Below are 18,228 nucleotides of genomic sequence, written 5' to 3' on the forward strand. Positions count from 1 at the left end.
GCGTGCACATGGCGCGCCGCCGCGCGTGGTTGCCAGGCGCGTAACCGGATCGCGCATTGCCCGGCATACGCGCCTTCGCTCCCTTCCGATGCGAAGCGTGCCGCCGGCTCATCGCAGTGTCGATGCAGGACAGCAAAGCCCCAGGTCTCGCGCACGCCGTAATCCAGGATGGCGAAATCGTCCTCCTCAAGGGCTACGGGGTGCGCGACACCAAGACGCACGCGCCCCGAAACCATTGCCTTGCACCAGGCGCCACTGGACTTGCCACACTGGACAAGTCAGAACCGGCCTACGTCAATCTCCGCGATCCTCCGATAGCCGACAGCGGACCCGCCGACTAAATTGCTCCTATGCCGCGACGGTTCGCGGCGCTTTGCAAGGAGCTGCCTCATGTCGTTCGCGCTCTACCTGGTAGGACTGCTGCTGCTCGTCGGCGGCATAGCGTGGGGTCTCGTTACCGCTGGTGTGGCACAGGTCTATGTGGGCATCGTGTGTATCATCGCCCTCGGCCTGGGCATCATGGGAGCCGTTTCGCGTACGCGTACCAAAGATCCGTCGTAGGCTCGGCAGTGCTTGCGCAGAATCGCGGTCGCCGCTTCGGCCTCGGCGCCAAAGCGGACCAGCAACTGCCAACGGTTGCATGACCTGCCGCCGTGGTTGGCATGCGGAGCCGCTCCGCCTGACCACCGCGATCCGCGTCGGATCGTTCGCATTTTTTCATAGCCTTATTCACCACATCCGCGGACCGGAGCGCCTGCAAGCCATGATCCGCGCGGCCATCGACGGCCGTGTCAGCCTGAATCGCGCCGATGGCGCGCGTTTGGCATGCGCCGCGCGGAGTGCTATGCTCGCCGCGCGCCTGCTGCCGTCGGCAGCAGGCGGCAATTCAACGAACACAAGATTCAAGACCCATGGCTACCAAAGCAAATGCTGTCGTAAAGACCACCGCCAAGCCTGCCGCCAAGAAGGCAGCGCCGGCAAAGAAAGCAGCACCGGCAAAGAAGGCCGCGCCGGCCAGGAAGGTCGCAGCAGCCGCACCGGCGGTGAAACCCCTGAAGGACACCTTCAACAAATCCAGCCTTGTCGCCCACCTCGTCGCCCAGACCGAACTGGATGCCAAGACAGTCAAGACCGTGCTGGCCCATCTCGAAAACACGGTGCTCAGCGCTGTCCACAAGAAGGGCGCCGGCGAGTTCACCCTGCCGGGCCTGCTCAAGGTCGTCGCCACCCAGGTTCCCGCCACCAAGAAGCGCTTCGGCAAGAACCCCTTCACCGGCGAAGACCAGTGGTTCGCCGCCAAGCCGGCAACCGTCAAGGTCAAGGTACGCCCGATGAAGAAGCTGAAAGACGCCGCACTGTAAGCCGTGCCGGCCTGTTGAACGAGGGGAGCCCGCGCGGCTCCCTTTTGTTTCCGCCAACCACTATCCGCAATCGGGCACAGGTTATGGAGATCAAATCCGAGTGGATTTTCGAATGCGAGCCGCGGCATGTCTGGCCGCACTTCCTGCATGCGCGCATGGATACGTCGCGCCCGTTGCTGTTCTGGTTCGGAATTCCCAAGCCAGTGAGCTGCCGGGTCCTGGAAGGCACCGCCGCGGTCGGGAATACGCGCCAATGCACCACGGACCGCGGCACGATCAACCAGCGCATCCTGCAACTGGAGCCGGACCGGCTGCTGCAGTACCAGATGCTGGAAAGTACCGTCTGGTGCCGCGCCTGGGTTGGCAGGCTGATCGACACCTTCACCCTTGAATCGCTCGGGGATGGCAGGACACGGGTCCGGCGCACGACGGAATTCGAAGCCAGAGGCTTGCTGAAGAGACTCAGGCTGGTCGGTCTGTGGGCAGCATTAAGGCAAGCCCATGCCTATGCAGCGAAGAACTGGAGGCGGCTCGCGCAGGGCAGCGTGAGCGAAGGAATCGGTACCCGCCAAGCCGCCTGAAGGCGGTGCGCTTCAGGCGCTGTCAACCGGGCACGATCCCTCAACGATACACAAGAACCGGGATCGTGCCATGCGTCAGGACTTTCTGGGTTTCACTGCCGATCAGCAGCCCCTGAATGCCAGAGCGGCCGTGCGAGGCCATGACGACAAGGTCGCAGCCCCGCTCCTCCACCGCCAGGAGGATCGCCTCATAAGGATGGTCGCCGGTTACACAGACCGTTTCGCACTCCACCCCTGCTTCCTTCGCGGCTTGCGCGATCACGCCCAGGTATTGCGCCGCATGGTGTTCAGCCCTTTGGGCAAAGCGCTCCTGCGCATCCTCGAGCATGTCGACGCGATGGGTAAAGACGCGAAACTCGGGAATGACGTGAATGCCTGTTACCTTCGCCTGGAAGTCCCTGGCGACCAGCATCGCCATTCTGACTGCGGTTTCGGAGAGCGGGGATCCGTCCGTGGGTACCAGAAGATGCTTGAACATGGCTGCCTCCTCGCGACTAGGAAAAGCGGCGTTGCGTAGCGCGGACCTGCCTATGCCTGCGAGTGTGGCAGGACCCCATAAACATGCCCGCACTCATTGCAGTGAACGACAACGAAGATGGGAACATTGCTGTGCGAGAGCTGATGACGGTGGGCAATCTTATCCATCCCTTGCGCGCCGCATGACGGGCACTTGGGCATAACCTGGGGTGTAACAGGCGCGGTCATGATTCCCTCCGGTTGGTCAGGTGAGCGTCTACTTTATCCAGCATACTCAGCATACGCGCGGCCGCTCATCTCTTGCGTACAAAAAGCGGATGGCATCGCGCAGTGAAGCCGAGCTCACGAGGCGATATGGCCGGATATGGCAGGAAGACCGTCCTGATGCGCCATGCTTGCGACACCGGTCGCCGCGCCGTGCCAGGAACAGGCGGAGGTAATTTGGACCGCACCTCCATCGCACCCCGATAGCGAATGAAGCAACCCGACGGCGGCGTTGTTGCGGCACGGACTCAGTCCAGCAACTGGTCGGCAGGCATGTACTCGTAGGCCAGCGCCGTGGCCACTGCCTTGTACGTCACGCGGCCCTCGCAATCGTTCGAGCCTGCCTTCAGGTGCCTGTCCCGCGCCAGCGCGCTTCCACCCCTTGTCCGCCAGTGCGTCCGGATGTCATTGAGATCCGGCCAGACGCCGCCGAGGTACCGGCCCCGCCTCATGCTCAAGAATTGCTGTCTATCCACTGCCTCGCCCATCCGTAAGCCGCCGCCTTCGCATCCGCGGCAGTGGCGGAGTTCCGGCCAATCGATCTGGCATCGTGCACGACAGCCGCGTCTTCCCAGATTTCGCACGATGCCGTGTACGAGCCATCCTTGATCATCTCGCAGAAGACATGGATGACGAACCCCTTGTACTCCATGGTGTCGCGATCCATTGGCTGCCTCCGCTGCCGTCGATCAATCCCGGCTTGTGATGACGCTAGTCATTGTCCTCTTCCGACAAGCGATCAATGACTTTCCGGGCCGCTTGAAAAGCGCACTCCACCGCAACATCTTCCGACCGGGCAAGCGCATCGGCATGCCGCCTGGTTTCGACGCCGTGGATGACGTAAGACCAATCCCAACTATCGGGGGCGGCCTTGAGTGTGTGGATGGAGACGGTTCGGCCTTTGTATTTCAATTCCATGTTTCGCACCCCCACTTCATCGCCCGCGTTTCGATCGCTTCCTTGCAGGCGTCATTCCACTCAGTAAACTGCGGATGGGCATAAAAATCCAGACGCCTCCCACATGGATGGAGGGCGGGTCTCCGCACAAGAGCGTCAGGCAAAACCGCGCAGGTGCTGACCGTGCCAGCATGGATTCGTTTTCAATATTGGCGGCGCCTGATACCCAGCGTTGACGCACGTCGACCGCCCGATAGTTGCCGCGCCGCCGCATACCTCCGAAGGCCCCAACGCACGGCGCCGGCCTTTGCGGCAGCACGTCGCTGCAATGCGGTTTTCAGCGCACAGGCCGCCGCCGATGCGGCTGGTACATTCATCCCCCACCCCCCGCCAGGCAGGCGACCACCTCGGCGTCGTCGATCTGCGGAAACTCCCTGTAATGCGCGCCAACCGCACGAAAATTAGCGGGCGCGGCCAGGCAGACCACTTCATCCGCATAGTCCTCCACCAGGGCCAGGGAATCCGGAGCGGCCACGGGCACGGCGCAGATCAGCCTCGCAGGCTGCTGCTGCCGCACCGCGTGCAGCGCGGCAATCATGGTGGCACCGGTGGCCAGGCCGTCATCCAGCACAATGACCGTGCGGCCGCCCAGCGGAGTTGCGGTGCGCCCGGGCGTGTAGAGCGCACGCCGCCGGCGCAGCAGTTCCAGCTGCTCTCTGCGCGCCTCTGCGATATAGGCCGGATCGGCGCCAGTCTGTTCGGCGAAGGGCGTGACATAAACCCAGCCGCTCTCATCCACCGCACCCACTGCCAGTTCACGCTGGAATGGCGCACCCAGTTTCCTGACCAGCACCACATCGAGTTCGCCGCCAAGCTGGTCGGCCACGATCCTGCCCATCGGTACCGCCCCGCGTGGAACGGCCAGCACCACGGGATGCGTGCCGCGGTAATTCGAAAGCGCTTGCGCCAGCCGCGTGGCGGCTTCGGTCCTGTCCTGGAACATCATGATGTCTCCTGTTCACCGGTTGCCGGGTCCGCGCCCCGCCGCCCTGCCAGGTGTGTGGCGAACCACCCGGCAGCCAGCCGTGCCGCCACTTCCAGTGCGCCCGGTTCCTCGAACAGATGGGTCGCGCCGGCAACGATCTCGAAGTGCTTCTCGCAGGACATCCATGCGTAGGCACGCTCATTCAGGTGCAGCACCTCGGTATCCGCGCCGCCGACGATCAGCAAGGTCGGCGCGGACAATGCCGCGAGCGCGTCATGGCCCGCCAGATCCGGGCGGCCGCCGCGCGAAACCACGGCGTCGATCCGATAGCCGCCACCAGTCATCGCGGCGGCCCGGATTGCAGCCGCAGCACCAGTACTTGCGCCGAAGTACCCCAGCCGCAGTCGCCCAAGCTGCGCCATGCCGCGAACGGCGCGGGTGATACCCTCCAGGCGCGCGGCCAGCAGGCCAATATCGAAACGCCGCGCCAGCCCGACGTCTTCCTCGGCAAGCAGAAGGTCGGTCAACAGGGTGGCAATGCCGGCGTGGTTGAGATGGCCGGCGACATAGCGGTTGCGGGGACTGAGCCGCGAACTGCCGCTGCCATGCGCGAACAGCACCAGGCCGGTAGCAAGCGGCGGACAGACCAGGTCGCCGGGCAGCACCACACCGCTCAGATCGATGTCGATTTGCTGGTGCGAGGTTGTGCTCATCATGCGCTCCAATAGATAGCCGGCTCCCAGACGCTCGTTGCAGATCGTCATGCCGGATGCCCGGCCGCCCCGTTCGCCGAGGCAAAGCCGACGCTTTGCGCCAGCACCACGCGCTGGTCCGCATCGAGACGCATCGCGCCCGCCATGGCGCGCCTGTCCAGCAGGCCGCGCGCCACCGTCGCCAGCCCGGCGGAAGCACAGAACAGGTACACGTTCTGGCTGATGTATCCGGTGTCCAGCCCCATGTAGAACTGGCGCACCGGTTTTGCCTGCTCGTCCATCCTGGACAGGCGAGCAACAAACACCAGGTCCAGCGGCGCCTGCACCACGTAGTCCTGCAGCCCGGTGGTTGCGCGCACGTCCTCCCCGCTAACGAGGCGCAGGCGCCAGGCCGCTGGTTCCAGCACATAGAGGCCATCGGCGAGCGCGAGGTACAGTTCGATTTCCTGCCAGTTGCGCGCCGACGGGGCGGTACGCCGGCCCGTTTCCGGTTCGCTGATGCCGTATGCCGCCCATAGCAGGCTGGAGAGCAACTCCGGCGCCAGCGGCTCACCCGTGAAGGCCCGGGTGGAGTGCCGCAAGCGCAGCGCCTGCATCAGCGGCATGCCGCCTTCCATCTGCGGAGCGGGCAGTTCGACATACTCCGGCACTGCGTCGGATGTCACGATGGGATGGGTCATGCTGATCTCCAGGCATCATCGGGCGGCGCAGGATGGCTGCGCTCAGGCCCGACGACAATGAAAACGTGTGCGCTTGCCTGCGCTGGCGCGGCAGGCAGCGCTTGGCCGTCGGGCCTATCCAGCAAGACGGCCCGCGTGTTGAGTTGCTCCAGGGGCAGTGCCGACATCGTGGCATCCCGAGCGCGCTGATGCGCTTGTACTCAATTTTGCGATGGCGTCAGGTGTTTGATTTGCGCTGGATCAAGCGTTGTGACGTCGCCCGGCAATTACGCCTGCCAACGCCGGGCCACCCGCCCGCAGGGCTTGCGGAAATGCGGACAAGGTATTCTGCCTGGCGGCACAGCGTTTCGATCCAGCCCGTGCCTCCCCGATCCCGCCGGCATGATCGGCACTCAAGTCTGTCTCCCGCCCGCCGTTATTCACCATTGCCTACAGGTGCGTTCGTGATAGCACGGTGCGGCAGACAAAAGAGCGAATGGGCGCCCAAGGCGCCAGTATTTCGCCACCATTGTTATTTCCATTCAGGTAGAAGAAATGAAAAATCTTGGAATTGGGGTACGTCTCGGTATTGGCTTCGGCGTGGTGCTGCTGCTGTCAACGTTCATGACGGTGTTCAGCGTCATGGGCTTGCAGGAAGTCGCTCAACGCACGCACGACATGATGCAGCAGCCGCTGGCCAAGGAGCGCGTCGTCAGCGACTGGTATCGCCTGATGCACACGAGCGTGCGGCGCACGACCGCGGTGGCGCGGAGCGCGGACCCGGGCCTCGGCGCGTTCTTTGCCGCGGAGACGAAGGGCTCCGTCGAAGCCATCGCCGCATTGCGGGACAAGATCGAGCCGATGCTCTCCTCGGAAGCGGAAAGGGCGGCATTCCAGACGATCCAGACCGTGCGCAAGCCCTATAACGACTCCCGCGACAAGATCACCAAGCTCAAGGAAGAAGGCAGCACGGACGAAGCCAACCGGGTGCTGGAAGCCGAGTTCGTGCCTGCCGGCAACGCCTATCTCGCCGAAATCCAGAAGCTGCTCGATATCCAGCGCACCAGCATCGATGCGACCGCGCAGCACATCAACGGGATTTATGAAACCACGCGGAACCGCCTGATCGTGCTTGGCCTGCTGGTGCTGGCGATCGGCGTGGCATTTTCGCTGTGGCTGACCATGGGCATCACGCGGCCGCTCCATCGTGCCGTTGGTTTCGCCCGGAAAGTGGCGGCCGGCGACCTGACCAGCCGCATCGACGCGGATAGCAAGGACGAGACCGGCCAGTTGCTGCAAGCGCTGAACGAGATGAACGGCAATATCCTGCGCATCGTCACCCAGGTACGCACGGGCACGGAGTCCATTGCCTCCGGCACGAGCCAGATTGCCGCTGGCAACACCGACCTGTCCCAGCGGACCGAGGAACAGGCGTCGTCCTTGCAACAGACCGCTTCCAGCATGGAGGAACTGACCAGCATCGTCCGGCAGAACGCCGACAACGCAAAGCAAGCCAGCTCGCTGGCGGTCAATGCTTCCGAAATCGCGGTCAGGGGAGGCGAAGTGGTCGGCCAGGTGGTCGACACCATGGATGAGATCAACGGCGCGTCCAGAAAGGTGGTCGATATCATCGCCGTGATCGAAGGCATCGCCTTCCAGACCAACATCCTCGCACTGAATGCCGCTGTGGAAGCCGCCCGCGCCGGCGAACAAGGCCGTGGCTTCGCGGTGGTGGCCGGTGAGGTGCGCAGCCTTGCCCAGCGTAGCGCGACAGCCGCCAAGGAGATCAAGACACTGATCGGAGATTCCGCCGAGCGCGTGGAAAAGGGCTCGCAACTGGTGGGGCAAGCCGGCCACACCATGGAAGAGATCGTGGGCGCGGTCAAGCGCGTAACCGACATCATGGGCGAGATCAGCGCGGCCTCGGCCGAGCAGAGCGCCGGCATCGAGCAGGTCAACCAGGCGGTCACCCAGATGGACACGGTGACGCAGCAAAACGCCGCGCTGGTGGAACAAGCCGCAGCCGCAGCGGGATCGCTGGAAGAGCAGGCCCAGCGCCTGCAGCAAGCGGTTTCCTCGTTCCGCCTTGTTGCTGCCTGACGCGGACAACCGGCGTTAGCCGGCGCCTCTGCGCGAGGTTCCGCTGGCCAACGCCGGACCGAGACGGCCGCCATGAATGCGCGGCCCTCCCCGATTGCACCAAATCCCCCATCCCCCTAAACTCCACAGCCAGTGCCCGCGCCGGCACGCGCCCGGCCTGGCGCCGGGATCAGGGCGCACCCAACCAGGAGACCATCGATGACCTTTGCCCCCTTGCTGCGCGCCCTTGCGGCGTGCAGCGTGCTTGCCGTGGCGCCAACGCTCGCCCACGCCGCCGACCCCGTCAAGATCGGGCTGATCGCGCCCTTTTCGGGCAGCTTCGCCGACTACGGCAAGCAGATGGAGGGTGGCATCAAGGCGTTCCAGAAGCTCAACGGCGACACCGTGGCGGGCCGCAAGGTGCAGATCATCAGCAAGGACACCACCGGCCCCGCGCCCGATGTGGCCAAGCGCCTGGCGCAAGAACTGGTGGTGCGCGACAAGGTCGATGTGCTGGCCGGCTTCGGTCTCACGCCGGAGGCGCTGGCGGTGGCGCCGGTGGCCGAGCAGGCGAAGAAGGCAATGGTGATCTTCAACGCTGCGTCGTCTTCGGTGACCACCAAGTCGGGCTATATCGCGCGGGTTTCGATGACCTTGCCGCAGATCTCGGCGCCGATGGCCACGTGGGCCATCAAGAACAAGGTCCGCAAGGTGGTGACGCTGGTTGCGGACTATGCGCCGGGCATCGATGCGGAAACCGCGTTCAAGACCAATTTCATCGGCGGTGGCGGCCAGGTGATCGAATCCATCCGGGTGCCGCTGCGCAACCCGGAGTTCGCCCCGTTTATCCAGCGCATCAAGGATGCCAGACCCGAGGCGGTCTTCCTCTTCCTGCCCGCGGGCGAGCAAGGCGTGGCGTTCATGAAGGGCTTTCGCGAGCGCGGCCTGGCCGAGGCGGGCATCCGCGTGATCGCCACCGGCGACCTTACCGACGACCACGTGCTGCCGGCCATGGGTGACGCCACGCTGGGCGTGATCACGTCCTTCCACTATTCGATGGCCCACGATTCGCCGGAAAACAAGGTCTTCCTGAAGGCGTTCGCCGAAGCCAACCCTGGCGCCGGCCGGCCTAATTTCATGGCGGTAGCCGCCTACGACGGCATGCGCGCGATCTACGAAGCGCTGAAAAAGACCGGCGGCGCGACTGACGGGGACAAGATGCTGGCAGCGCTCAAAGGCATGAAGATCGCCAGCCCGCGGGGCCCGATCCTGATCGACCCGGACACCCGCGACGTGGTGCAGACGGTCTATATCCGGCGCGTGGAGAAGGTCGGTGGCGAACTCTACAACGTGGAGTTCGACAAGTTCGACAACGTCAAGGATCCGGGGAAGTAGCCCGCGCGCCGGGGCGCGGTGGCTTAGTGGTGATGGTGCCCTGCGCGCCCTGGCGCTCCTGGCGTGGAGACTGCGGTTTCTCGATGCGGGCAGGCACTTTCGCGGGTGCACGCTGCGTCTGCGCAAGGTCCGCCGTGGCGCCGCCAGGCGCCGGCCCGTCCGGCAGCCCGATGCCCTGCAGGTCGTAGCACATCCACATCGCGCGCTGCGGCACTTCATTGAAATTGCCATCGCTGGCGGCCAGGATACGCGCCCAGACCTGGGGCGTGGAACTGCGCCAGACGCCGCACAGCAGGCGGCGGAAGCGCGGGTCGCGCCCGGCCTGCCGCTCGATGCGCTCGATAAACGCCGGGCCGTGGTATTCGATCAGGTCTTCGAGTTCGCCTGCGGCGAGCGCGCCCAGCACGCGGGGACTCTCCGTATGGGCAAGGACCTCCAGCACCAGCCGCCACAGCCCTTCGGGATCGTTGACGCACAGCCAGTCGCAGGCCTGCCAGACCCAGAATGAGCGTACCTCGTGCCGACCGATGGCCGGGTCGTACCGGCTGTAACGCTTGATATAGGCGCTGACCAGCCGCTTCTGCTCATGGGTTTCCATAGTCCCCCGTCACTACCCGTCTGCAAACATGGGCATAGCCCGATTGCCGGCCACGGCTTTGCCGCCCGTGCCGGCGTGGTTCATCAACGGCCGCCAACCAACGCCAGCCCCCGGTTGACCATGCCGTGGCCTGGCTCAGGCGACCGTCAGCAACCTGTCCAGCGTGACCTTGTCCGCCAGCAACTCCGTGCTGGTCGAAGCATGTACCACCTTGCCCCGGTCGAGCACCATCGCGCGCCGGGTCATGCCAAGCGCCAGGCGCGCGTGCTGCTCCACCACAATCACAGCCATGCCGCCTTCGTCTATCAAGCGGCGGATCACGTTCTGCAATTCCTGAACAATAATAGGTGCCAAACCTTCCATCGGTTCGTCCAGTAATAGCAGTACCGGGTTTACCATTAACGCCCGGCCAATTGCCAGCATCTGCTGCTCGCCACCCGACAACTGGTTGCCCAGATTGCCCCGGCGCTCCTGCAATCGCGGGAAGATCTCATAGACCCGCGCGACGTTCCAGAAGCCCGGCCGCGCCACCGCCGTCAGGTGCTCCTCCACCGTCAGCGACGGGAACATGCAGCGCTCCTGCGGCACCCATCCCAGCCCGGCGGCGGCACGCTGGTGGGCTGCCAGCCGCGACAGGTCGCGCCCTTGCCAGTGCAGGCTGCCGCGCCGCAGCCGCGTCAGGCCCATCAGGGTCAACAGCAGCGTGCTCTTGCCCACGCCGTTGCGGCCCAGCAGGGCCAGGCTCTCACCGGCGCGGAGCGTCAGGTCGATCCCGTCGATCACCACGGCCTCGCCGTAGCCCGCGCACACCCCTTCTGCCCGCAGCAATTCAGTCATGCGCGGCCTCCCCGAGGTACACCTCCCTGACGCGGGGATCGGCGCCGATCTCCGCCGGCGTGCCTTCGGTGAGCACACGGCCGCCGACCAGCACGGTAATGCGCTCGGCAAAGCGGAATACCAGGTCCATGTCGTGCTCGATAAACAGGATGGTGATGTCGCGCGGCAAGCCGGCAATGACGCCAAACAGCTCGGCGCTCTCGCCGGCCGGGATGCCGGCCGCGGGCTCGTCCAGCAGCAGGATGGCGGGCCGGGTGGCCAGCGCCAGTGCGATTTCGAGCAGGCGTTGCTTGCCATAAGGCAGGTTGCGCGTCTCGGTATCGGCATCGCGGTCGAGGCGCAGGCTGGTCAGCACCGCCATGGCCTCGTCGGCCAGCGGTCTCTGCGATGCCACGGTGCGATGCCAGATACGTGTAGCGCCGCTGCGTTCGGCCACCGCAAGCACCACGGATTCCAGCACGGTCAGCCCAGGGAACAAGGTGTTGATCTGGAAGGTGCGCGTCATGCCGCGCCGCACCCGCGCGTGCTGCGGCAGATGCGTGATGTCCTCGTCGCCGAGCCAGATGGTGCCGCTGCTGGGCGGCAAGGCGCCGGTCAGCAGGTTGATGAAGGTGGTCTTGCCGGCGCCGTTCGGCCCGATCAGGGCATGGCGCGCGCCCGGCGGGAAACGCAGCGAGATCTCGCTGTTGGCGGCAAACCCGCCCCAGGACCTGGACAGCCCTTCCGTGCGCAAGATGGCCGTCATGGCTGGTCTCCGTCCGGCTTGCGGCGCATGCCGCGCAAGGCGTCAACGGCGCCCATCACGCCGCCGCGCGCGAACAGCACGGTCACCACCAGCAACAGGCCGATCCAGAACTGCCAGTAGACCGGATTGATGCCCGCCAGCACATCCTGCGCGATCATGAAGACCGCCGCGCCAACCAGGGCGCCGTACAGCCTGCCCGCGCCGCCCAGCACCAGCATCACCAGCAACTCCGCCGAGCGCGGAAAGCCCAGCACGTCCATGCCGACGAACTGCGTGGTCTGCGCCAGCAGCCCGCCGGCCACGCCGGCCAGCGCCGCCGCCACGGCAAATACCGCGCCGAGCCGGCGCGGCACGTTGACGCCCAGCGCGGGCATGCGGCGCGCCCCTTCGCGCATGCCCCGCAGCGACAGTCCAAAGGGGGAGTCCACCAGCCTGCGCACCAGCGCAAACAGGACGAAGACAACCACCAGGCTGTAGAGGTAGGCGGTCTTGCCGAACAGATCGAACTCGAACAACCCGAGCAGCGGCGACATGGTGACGCCCGCCAGCCCGTCCACGCCACCGGTGAGGAAGGCCGCTTTGTTGGCCGCCTCGAACAGCATCAGCCCGATGCCCAGCGTGACCATGAGCCGGGTCAGGTCGCCGCCGCGCACCACCAGGAAACTCGCCAGCCAGCCCGCCACGCCGGCCACCGCGCCCGCCGCAAGCAGACCCGACAACGGCTCGCCCCAGCCATGCGCGGCCAGCAGGCCGGCGGTGTAGGCGCCCAGCCCGAAGAACGCCGCATGCCCGAGCGAGACGATGCCCGCGTACCCCAGCAACAAATCCAGCGACAGCGCGAACAGGCCGGTAATCAGCACCTGGCTGCCGAGTATCAGGTAGCCGGGCAACAGGAACCAGGCCGCCACCGGCAGCAGCCAGAACACGATCTCGCCGGCTCGCCAGCGTCCGTCCGGCAGGCGCGGGCGCAGTACGCCGCCACCCGCGCTGGCCACATCGGATACCTTGTCCAGCGCGCTCATGCCCGCCTCCCGTAGAGACCGGCCGGGAACAGCACCAGCAACAGCACCATCAGCGCATAGATGACGAAGGCGCCCACCGCCGGCACGTAGTACTTGCCGGCCACATCGGCCACGCCCAGCAGCAGCGCCGCCACCAGCGGCCCGCGGATGGTGCCCGCGCCGCCCACCGCCACCACCAGCAGGAAATACACCATGTACTTGAGCGGGAACGAAGGATCGAGGCCCAGCACATCGATGCCAAGCCCGCCACCCAGGCCCGCCAGTCCAGAACCGAGCGCGAAGGTCAGGCTGAATACGCGCTCCACATTGATACCGAGACCGCGCGCCGCCTGCTGGTTGTCCACCGCCGCGCGCACCTGCGCGCCAAAGCGCGTACGGGCCACCAGCCAGCCCAGCGCGGCGGTGATCGCCACCACCACGCCGACCAGGAACAGCCGATAGGCGCCAAGATCCAGCCCGCCAAGCCGCACCTGCCCGCGCAGGAAAGCGGGCAGCTCCACCGGCTGCTGTCCGGGCCCGAACACGTAGGTCGCGGCGGCGATCGCCATGAAGGTGAGCCCGATGGAAAACAGGACCTGGTCGAGATGGCTGGCGCGGTAGAGACGCCGGTACAAGGTGCGCTCCAGCCCCCAGCCCACCACCGCGGCACCCGCGAAGGCCACCGGCAGCGCCGCCAGGAAGGGAACGCCGGCGCGGCTCATCAGCACCACCGCGACGTAGCCGCCGAACATGGCGAATGCGCCGTGGGCCAGGTTGACGAAATTCATCAGGCCCATGGTGACAGAGAGCCCGACACTGATCAGGAACAGCAGGCAGCCGTAGGCCAGCCCGTCGAACAGCACGCCAAGGAAGCTGGCGATCATCGCCGGCCCTCCCCGAGTTGCGATGAGGCCCGTCCACTGCGCTGAGTCATGAAGTCTCCTGTCTTTCCAAAGGGATGGATTGGGTTCACTCGCCCTCGAAGGCGGCAAAGGGCAGCCCGACGTAGTTTTCCGCGAGAGACGCGGCCGCGGCCGGTGAAGCGGCAACGTATTCCAGCTCGGCGCGCTGCAGCCGCGCCATAAAGGGGGTCTGGTCAGGGAAACGATGCAGCAGCGAAGTCATCCACCAGGAGAAATGCTCGGCGCGCCAGACCCGCCGCAGGCAGGTGGCGGAGTACGCCGCCAGCAGGTCTTCGCGGCGTTCACCATAGTGTGCCGCCAGCGCGCGTGCCAGCGTGCGCACGTCGGCCACCGCCAGGTTCATGCCCTTGGCGCCGGTCGGCGGGACGATATGCGCCGCGTCGCCGGCCAGCAACAGCCGGCCATATTGCATGGGCTCCACCACATGGCTGCGCATCGGCGTGATGCCCTTTTGCAGCACCGGGCCTTCGTTGAGCCGCCAGCCGTCGCCGGTCTCCAGGCGGGCGTGCAGCTCCTGCCAGATCCGCGCATCTGGCCACAGGGTGAGATCCTCGTCGGGACGGCATTGCAGGTAAAGCCGCGTGATCTGCGGCGAACGCATCGAGAACAGGGCAAAGCCGCGCGCATGACTGGCATAGATCAGCTCCCGCGCGGCTGGCGCGGCCTCGGCCAGGATGCCGAGCCAGGCAAAGGGATAGGTCCGCTCGAACACCTGCAGCGCGGATGCTGGAATCGCTCCACGCGAGACGCCGCGAAAGCCATCGCATCCGGCGATGAAATCGCAATGCAGCGTGTGGCGCCGCCCCCCGTGTGCAAACGTGACGCCGGGCGCCTTGCCATCGATGCCGTGCAGCGCCACGCCGCTGGCCTCGAACAGCAACGGCGCGCCATCCGCCAGGCGCGCGGCGATCAGGTCCCTGACCACCTCGTGCTGGCCGTACACGGTGATGGCACGGCCCCCGGTCGGCCCGGACAGGTCGATATGGTGGCGGCGTCCGCCGAACAGCAGGTCGATGCCGTGGTGGCGCAGGCCCTGGCGCTGCAGGCGCTCGCCCGCGCCGCAGGCCACCAGCAGGTCCACGGTGCCTTGCTCCAGCACGCCGGCGCGGATGCGCGCCTCGACGTGCTGGCGGCTGCGGTCCTCGATGACCACGGCATCGATGCCGGCGCGGCGCAGCAGATGCCCCAGCAGCAGGCCCGCCGGCCCGGCACCGATGATCGCTACCTGGGTGCGCATCGTGGTCTCCCGTCTCCCGTTCAGCCTCTTGCCACGGCCCCTGGCCGCGGCGCCCGGTCTTGGATGAGGGGCATTTTCAGGCGCTCGCCCCCAATTTGCAATCGGGGGTTCCGGCGATACCGCGCGGGCCGCCGGCGGAAGCAGGAAGGACGATCAGGCTGGCAGGATCGCCACGTACGCCAGGCCGGCGGCCAGGACTGCGCATAGGGGCGAATAGACCCGCGTGTCCAGCCGCGCAAACGGAGAGCCGGTGATGCGCTTGAAGAAACCAACCAGGTGGAAATCGCCCACCGCCCTCGCCAGCATGGCCACCGCCACCAGGCCGATGGCCCATTGCAGGAGCGGCCCCGTGGATGGCGCGGCGAACAGCCCGGCGCGCGCGGCCACCATCGATGCCACCACCGCCAGCCCGACGGCCACCATCAGCGTGCCGGTGCGCGAAGGCGTGAAAGCGGGAACCATCGCAGGCACCGCGGCAGCCCCTTCGCCTGGGGATACCTTGCGCGGAATGCGGGGCACCGCCGCATCCTTGGCCAGGGAGCCGCCCAACGCCCAGTAGACATGCACGCCGGCAAGCAACAGGTAGATGCAGACCAGCAGAAGAGCGACCAAAGCGACCATGGCAGCAGGATTCCTATCTGTGAGAAGATGCCCCGGACCGGGGCATCCAGCTTAATCCAACCGGAGTGCGCGATGCGAAGCCGTGACCATATGCCGCAGCACCGGGAATCCCGGCCGCCAGAATCCGTGCCCACCAGCAAGGAGACCGTCATGCCATCTGATCGACGCAGCTTCCTGTGCCGCAGCATGCTGCTTGCCGCCGGCCTGGCCTTGCCCGTCGCCGCGCTCGCTGCCCCGCCCTCCCCGCCCCCCCTGCGCCGTGCGCTGCCCGGCGGCCGCGAAACGCTGCCGGTGATCGGCATGGGCACCGCCGATACCTTCAACGTGGGTACCGGGCCCGGCGAGCGCGCGCCGCTGGCCGAGGTCATGGCCCTGCTGCTGCAAACGGCCGGCCCGGTGATCGACACCGCGCCCAGCTACGGCAGCGCCGAGGCCGTTACCGGCGACCTGCTGCTGGATGCCAGCGCCCGCGCCAAGGTCTTCCTGGCCACCAAGATCTCGGCGTCGGCCGCCAACGCGCCGGCGCAGTGGGCGCAGTCGCTGCGCGACCTGCGTAGCGAAACCGTCGATCTGCTGCAGGTGCACAACCTGATCGACTGGCGCGACAACCTGCGCTTTATCCGCCAGTTGAAGGAACGCGGCAAGACGCGCTATACCGGTATCACCCACTACCGCGAGGACGCGCACGAGGCGCTGGCCCAGATCGTGCGCAGCGAACGCGTGGATTTTGTCCAGCTCAATTACTCGGTCGCCGAGCGCAATGCCGAACGCACGCTGCTGCCGCTGTGCCAGGAGCGCGGCGTGGCGGTGCTGGTCAATCGCCCGTTCCAGGACGGCCGGCTGTTCCGCGCGGTCAAGGACCGCCCGCTGCCACCCTGGGCCGGCGAGATCGACTGCGACTCCTGGGGCCAACTCTTCCTGAAATTCATTGTCAGCCATCCCGCCGTGACGGCGGCGATCCCCGCCACGTCGAAGCCCAGGAACATGCGCGACAACCTCGGCGCGGGCCTGGGCCGCATGCCCGATGCCCGCCAGCGCGAGCGCATCGCCGCGCTGCTGGCCTGAGCCGGTCATGGCCAGCACCACGCAAGCGGCCCGGCACGGCCTCGGCATCCAGCCCGGCGAAGGCAGCGCGGTGGCGGCCGGCTTCCTGTTCTTCTTCTGCCTGTTCGCCAGCTACTTCATGCTGCGTCCGGTGCGCGAGACCATGGGTATCGCCGGTGGTGTGCAGAACCTGCAATGGCTGTTCACCGCCACCTTCGTGGTCATGCTGGTGGCGATTCCCTGCTATGGCCTGTGCAGCGCGCGCCTGCCGCGCCGGCGCTTTGTGCCGTGGGTCTATGCGTTCTTTATCGCCAACCTGCTGGGCTTTGCCTTGGCCACGCGCGCCGCGCCAGACAGTATCTGGCTGGCGCGGGTGTTCTACGTCTGGCTGTCGGTGTTCAACCTGTTCGTGGTGTCGGTGGCGTGGAGCCTGATGGCCGATGTATTCCGTCCCGGCCAGGCGCGGCGCCTGTTCGGCCTGCTGGCCGCCGGCGCCAGCGCGGGCGGACTCGCCGGGCCGTTGCTCGGCGGCTGGCTGGTGCCGCGCATCGGCCTGACCGGGCTGATGCTGCTGTCCGCCGCGCTGCTGGCGGCCACGCTGCCCGGCGTGGGCTACCTGTTCGGCTGGCGCCGGCGCGCCGGTGCCGGTGTGCCGGCGGCGGACGATCCGGTCCCGGCTCAGGACCCGGCCCGGCCCATAGGCGGCGGGCTTTGGGCCGGCCTGACGCTGGTGGCGCGTTCGCGCTACCTGCTGGGCATCAGCCTGTTCGTGATCCTGCTGGCCACCGCCAGCACCTTTCTCTACTTCGAGCAGGCCAGGCTGGTGGCACAGACCTTTCCCAGCCGCACGCAGCAGACGCAGGTCTTCAGCGCCATCGACGCCATCGTGCAGGCACTGACCATTGTGGTGCAGGTGTTCTTCTCGGGCCGTGTCGCCAGGCGCTATGGCGTGACTTCCCTGCTCAGCGCGGTGCCGCTGGCGGTGGCGGCGGGCTTCCTGGTGCTGGCGCTATGGCCAGCCTTCGGCGTGCTGGCCGGCGTGATGATCCTGCGCCGGGTGGGCGAATATGCATTGCTGCGGCCGGGCCGGGAGATGCTGTTCACGGTGGTGGATGCCGAAACCAAATACAAGGCCAAGAACGTGATCGACACCGCCGTTTATCGCGCCGGCGATGCGGTCAGCGCCTGGATCAAGACCGCCATTGACGGGCTATCCGGCCACCCGGCCGTGGTGGCGCTCACCGGGGCTGCGCTGGCATTGGGATGGGCCTGGCTGGGATGGTGGCTTGGCCGCCAGCATGAAGGCCAGCACGGGACCGCATCGCCGGCGTCCACCGCCCGCCTGGCGGCGGTGCCTCGCGACCGGGGCGGTGCCTGAGTACGCTCGCCAGATACGCCGGGAGGCAAATGCGATACACGGTTCAGGTGTTTTCCTGCACTTCAGCCCCCGCATTTGCCGAGAGTTGTGACGATTGTGACGGATTATTTTTCGAGGAGTCCTGATGAAGTCCGGAATTTCGATGTACAAGGCAGCCGCCCTGCTTACCGCCCTGGCCATCAGTGGCATGGCCTGCGCCGCGCTGCCGCCGCCCGAGCCGCAAACGCCGCAAGGCGAGCGCGCCACGCAAAAGCCCCTGCCGCCACAGCCGCCGCGGCACAAGAAACACAGGAAGCACAAGCAAAAGGCTCCTGACAGGCAGGCCCCGGCGCCGCAGGCTGCCCCGGTACCCGACGCTTCGCCACCTCCGTCGCCGCCGAGTCCGGCGCCCTGATCGCCATGGCTCCAGCGTTACATCTGCTAACCGTGTGGA

At 66.5% G+C, this 18,228-nt stretch carries 22 protein-coding genes; 8 read left to right on the forward strand and 14 right to left on the reverse strand.

Features of this window, described 5'->3' with window-relative positions:
* Positions 1-390 precede the first annotated feature (390 nt).
* The 3 genes from AC1DS6_RS03840 to AC1DS6_RS03850 all read left to right on the forward strand — a co-directional run bounded on the left by AC1DS6_RS03840 (position 391) and on the right by AC1DS6_RS03850 (position 1,942).
* Complete coding sequence (locus tag AC1DS6_RS03840; protein WP_441627790.1) at positions 391-561, forward strand: hypothetical protein; 171 nt, start codon at positions 391-393, stop codon at positions 559-561.
* A 350-nt stretch (positions 562-911) separates the two neighbouring features.
* Positions 912-1,361, forward strand: coding sequence for an HU family DNA-binding protein (locus AC1DS6_RS03845; RefSeq protein WP_441627792.1), 450 nt, complete (start codon positions 912-914; stop codon positions 1,359-1,361).
* An 83-nt stretch (positions 1,362-1,444) separates the two neighbouring features.
* Complete coding sequence (locus AC1DS6_RS03850) at positions 1,445-1,942, forward strand: SRPBCC family protein (RefSeq protein WP_441627794.1); 498 nt, start codon at positions 1,445-1,447, stop codon at positions 1,940-1,942.
* 40 nt (positions 1,943-1,982) lie between these two features.
* On the opposite strand, the gene AC1DS6_RS03855 is transcribed toward AC1DS6_RS03850, so the two are convergent.
* The 7 genes from AC1DS6_RS03855 to AC1DS6_RS03885 all read right to left on the reverse strand — a co-directional run bounded on the left by AC1DS6_RS03855 (position 1,983) and on the right by AC1DS6_RS03885 (position 5,958).
* Positions 1,983-2,420, reverse strand: coding sequence for a universal stress protein (locus AC1DS6_RS03855; protein WP_441627796.1), 438 nt, complete (start codon positions 2,418-2,420; stop codon positions 1,983-1,985).
* 511 nt (positions 2,421-2,931) lie between these two features.
* The gene (locus AC1DS6_RS03860) at positions 2,932-3,135 is read right to left on the reverse strand and encodes a hypothetical protein (protein ID WP_441627798.1); all 204 of its coding nucleotides are present in this window, start codon (positions 3,133-3,135) and stop codon (positions 2,932-2,934) included.
* Between the two features lie 2 nt (positions 3,136-3,137).
* On the reverse strand, positions 3,138-3,350 hold the full coding sequence (locus tag AC1DS6_RS03865; RefSeq protein ID WP_441627800.1) for a hypothetical protein: 213 nt from the start codon (positions 3,348-3,350) through the stop codon (positions 3,138-3,140).
* A 44-nt stretch (positions 3,351-3,394) separates the two neighbouring features.
* On the reverse strand, positions 3,395-3,601 hold the full coding sequence (locus tag AC1DS6_RS03870; RefSeq protein WP_441627802.1) for a hypothetical protein: 207 nt from the start codon (positions 3,599-3,601) through the stop codon (positions 3,395-3,397).
* A gap of 352 nt (positions 3,602-3,953) precedes the next feature.
* Entirely contained in the window at positions 3,954-4,586 is a 633-nt protein-coding gene (locus AC1DS6_RS03875; protein WP_477102097.1) for a phosphoribosyltransferase, read from the reverse strand.
* Complete coding sequence (locus AC1DS6_RS03880) at positions 4,583-5,281, reverse strand: dienelactone hydrolase family protein (protein WP_477102145.1); 699 nt, start codon at positions 5,279-5,281, stop codon at positions 4,583-4,585. Before AC1DS6_RS03880 ends, AC1DS6_RS03875 begins: the two co-directional genes overlap by 4 nt.
* A gap of 44 nt (positions 5,282-5,325) precedes the next feature.
* A complete protein-coding gene (locus AC1DS6_RS03885) occupies positions 5,326-5,958 on the reverse strand; it encodes a SagB/ThcOx family dehydrogenase (protein WP_477102098.1) in 633 nt (210 codons plus the stop codon).
* 534 nt (positions 5,959-6,492) lie between these two features.
* Between AC1DS6_RS03885 and AC1DS6_RS03890 the strand changes: the two genes are divergently transcribed.
* Positions 6,493-8,037 carry a methyl-accepting chemotaxis protein gene (locus tag AC1DS6_RS03890; RefSeq protein ID WP_477102099.1) on the forward strand — a complete coding sequence of 515 codons (1,545 nt, stop codon included), beginning with the start codon at positions 6,493-6,495 and terminating at the stop codon, positions 8,035-8,037.
* 198 nt (positions 8,038-8,235) lie between these two features.
* A complete protein-coding gene (locus AC1DS6_RS03895; RefSeq protein WP_477102100.1) occupies positions 8,236-9,411 on the forward strand; it encodes an ABC transporter substrate-binding protein in 1,176 nt (391 codons plus the stop codon).
* On the opposite strand, the gene AC1DS6_RS03900 is transcribed toward AC1DS6_RS03895, so the two are convergent.
* The 7 genes from AC1DS6_RS03900 to AC1DS6_RS03930 form a co-directional block, all read right to left on the reverse strand.
* A complete protein-coding gene (locus AC1DS6_RS03900; RefSeq protein WP_477102101.1) occupies positions 9,392-10,009 on the reverse strand; it encodes a DUF6869 domain-containing protein in 618 nt (205 codons plus the stop codon). The two genes, AC1DS6_RS03895 and AC1DS6_RS03900, sit on opposite strands and share 20 nt — an antisense overlap.
* Positions 10,010-10,144: 135 nt before the next feature.
* Positions 10,145-10,846 carry an ABC transporter ATP-binding protein gene (locus tag AC1DS6_RS03905; RefSeq protein ID WP_441627812.1) on the reverse strand — a complete coding sequence of 234 codons (702 nt, stop codon included), beginning with the start codon at positions 10,844-10,846 and terminating at the stop codon, positions 10,145-10,147.
* Entirely contained in the window at positions 10,839-11,591 is a 753-nt protein-coding gene (locus tag AC1DS6_RS03910; protein WP_477102102.1) for an ABC transporter ATP-binding protein, read from the reverse strand. The genes AC1DS6_RS03905 and AC1DS6_RS03910 overlap by 8 nt, the downstream gene beginning before the upstream one ends.
* A complete protein-coding gene (locus AC1DS6_RS03915) occupies positions 11,588-12,613 on the reverse strand; it encodes a branched-chain amino acid ABC transporter permease (protein ID WP_441627816.1) in 1,026 nt (341 codons plus the stop codon). Before AC1DS6_RS03915 ends, AC1DS6_RS03910 begins: the two co-directional genes overlap by 4 nt.
* The gene (locus tag AC1DS6_RS03920; RefSeq protein ID WP_477102103.1) at positions 12,610-13,476 is read right to left on the reverse strand and encodes a branched-chain amino acid ABC transporter permease; all 867 of its coding nucleotides are present in this window, start codon (positions 13,474-13,476) and stop codon (positions 12,610-12,612) included. The genes AC1DS6_RS03915 and AC1DS6_RS03920 overlap by 4 nt, the downstream gene beginning before the upstream one ends.
* Positions 13,477-13,561: 85 nt before the next feature.
* Positions 13,562-14,752, reverse strand: coding sequence for a 4-hydroxybenzoate 3-monooxygenase (gene pobA / locus AC1DS6_RS03925; RefSeq protein WP_477102104.1), 1,191 nt, complete (start codon positions 14,750-14,752; stop codon positions 13,562-13,564).
* Between the two features lie 153 nt (positions 14,753-14,905).
* Positions 14,906-15,373 carry a DUF3995 domain-containing protein gene (locus tag AC1DS6_RS03930; protein WP_477102105.1) on the reverse strand — a complete coding sequence of 156 codons (468 nt, stop codon included), beginning with the start codon at positions 15,371-15,373 and terminating at the stop codon, positions 14,906-14,908.
* 150 nt (positions 15,374-15,523) lie between these two features.
* On the opposite strand from AC1DS6_RS03930, the gene AC1DS6_RS03935 reads away from it, so the two are divergent.
* From AC1DS6_RS03935 to AC1DS6_RS03945, 3 genes are all read left to right on the forward strand, one after another.
* Positions 15,524-16,438 (forward strand): aldo/keto reductase, encoded by a 915-nt coding sequence (locus AC1DS6_RS03935; RefSeq protein WP_441627824.1) that lies wholly within the window; start codon positions 15,524-15,526, stop codon positions 16,436-16,438.
* Positions 16,439-16,445: 7 nt separating this feature from the next.
* Positions 16,446-17,795 (forward strand): NTP/NDP exchange transporter, encoded by a 1,350-nt coding sequence (locus tag AC1DS6_RS03940; RefSeq protein WP_477102106.1) that lies wholly within the window; start codon positions 16,446-16,448, stop codon positions 17,793-17,795.
* A 124-nt stretch (positions 17,796-17,919) separates the two neighbouring features.
* The gene (locus tag AC1DS6_RS03945; protein WP_441627828.1) at positions 17,920-18,189 is read left to right on the forward strand and encodes a hypothetical protein; all 270 of its coding nucleotides are present in this window, start codon (positions 17,920-17,922) and stop codon (positions 18,187-18,189) included.
* Positions 18,190-18,228 lie beyond the last annotated feature (39 nt).

This window comes from Cupriavidus sp. 05L310, assembly GCF_056398185.1.